Raw genomic sequence first — 1299 nt, forward strand, 5'->3', positions numbered from 1 at the left:
ATTCAGAGCGCACCCTGTTGGAAAAACTGGCCCGCGATTCAAAGATCATCGATATCTTTGAAGGCACACAGCAGATCCAGCAGCTGATCGTGGCAAGGCACCTGCTTGGGCTGTCGTCCAAAGAGCTGAAATAGGAAAAATAGCTACGAGCTACGAGCTACAAGCGAAAAAAGAAGAGCGCGGCCTGGCCGCGCTTTTTGTTTTTGGGTTGGGGCATTAAGCTTGGCCATTGTCATGGTTCGAGGGAAATTCTATGTCTGAGTCGCTGGCTGGCAGGGTCGTCTGGATTACCGGGGCATCCTCCGGGATTGGTGAAGCGCTGGCGAAGGAATATGCCCGCCGTGGCGCCAGGCTGGTGCTGTCCGCTCGCCGGCAAGAAGAGCTGGAGCGAGTGTGTGGCGGGCTGGTGAACAGCGAAGAGCACGTAGTGCTGCCGCTGGACCTTGGCCAGAGTGAGGCCATGGCGCCAGCCGTGGAGCGGGTCAGGCAGGCCTGCGGGCGACTGGATCAAGTGGTGCACAATGGCGGGATTTCCCAGCGCTCACTGGTGGCCGACACGGATCTGTCCGTGGATCGCCAGATCATGGAGGTGAATTTCTTCGGCACCGTGGCGCTGACCAAGGCCGTGCTTCCCTGGCTGAAAGAGCAAGGGGGTGGACGTTTTGTGGTGATTACCTCCCTGGTGGGGGAGCTGCCAACGCCGCTGCGTAGCGCCTACAGCGCCAGCAAGCACGCCTTGCATGGCTTCTTCGAGTCCCTGCGGGCGGAAGAGTATGATCAGGGCATCCGCGTGACGCTGGTGATGCCCGGCTTATTCGCACCCAGGTGTCGATCAATGCGCTCACCGCGGATGGCTCTCGCCAGGGCACCATGGATGCTGCCCAGCAGACCGCCATGGCCCCGGAAGAATGCGCCAAACGGCTGGTAGAGGCCGTGCAGCGGGGCCGTGATCAGGTTATCATCGCCGGCCGCGAAGGGGCGGGCATCTACCTGAAACGCTGGGCTCCCTCGCTGTACCGTAGACTGATCCGCAAAATGAAGGTCACCTGATGTCACAGGACAACACCGATACCAAGAAACGTACCCGTCTTAACAAGCTGCAGAAGAAACTGCGGCGGGAAACGGGCCGCGCCATTGCTGATTTCAACATGATCAGTGAGGGTGACAAGGTGATGGTGTGTCTGTCCGGCGGCAAGGATTCCTACACCATGCTGGAGATTCTGCGCAATCTTCAGCACTCCGCGCCGGTGAATTTCGAGCTGGTAGCGGTGAATCTGGACCAGAAACAACCCGGGTTCC

3 protein-coding genes and 1 pseudogene are annotated in these 1299 nt (G+C 59.4%); all 4 read left to right on the forward strand.

The window, feature by feature from the left end; all coding sequences use genetic code 11:
- On the forward strand, window positions 1–134 hold a 134-nt coding region (locus tag A3730_RS29370), incomplete at its 5' end, for an acyl-CoA dehydrogenase family protein (RefSeq protein WP_255364147.1).
- Between the two features lie 119 nt (window positions 135–253).
- Window positions 254–928 carry an SDR family NAD(P)-dependent oxidoreductase gene (locus tag A3730_RS02225; RefSeq protein ID WP_231883812.1) on the forward strand — a complete coding sequence of 225 codons (675 nt, stop codon included), beginning with the start codon at window positions 254–256 and terminating at the stop codon, window positions 926–928.
- Entirely contained in the window at window positions 895–1050 is a 156-nt protein-coding gene (locus A3730_RS32455; RefSeq protein ID WP_231883813.1) for a hypothetical protein, read from the forward strand. Before A3730_RS02225 ends, A3730_RS32455 begins: the two co-directional genes overlap by 34 nt.
- Window positions 1050–1299: pseudogene (locus A3730_RS02230) on the forward strand (tRNA 2-thiocytidine(32) synthetase TtcA); the annotation flags it as partial. The gene A3730_RS32455 and the pseudogene A3730_RS02230, both read left to right, overlap by 1 nt.

This window comes from Alcanivorax sp. HI0044, from assembly GCF_001634945.1.

Excerpts from the sequence above, each read along its gene's own strand:
- A3730_RS02225 (WP_231883812.1), top strand. The coding sequence starts at position 254 with ATGTCTGAGTCGCTGGCTGGCAGGGTCGTCTGGATTACCGGGGCATCC.
- A3730_RS32455 (WP_231883813.1), top strand. The coding sequence starts at position 895 with ATGGCCCCGGAAGAATGCGCCAAACGGCTGGTAGAGGCCGTGCAGCGG.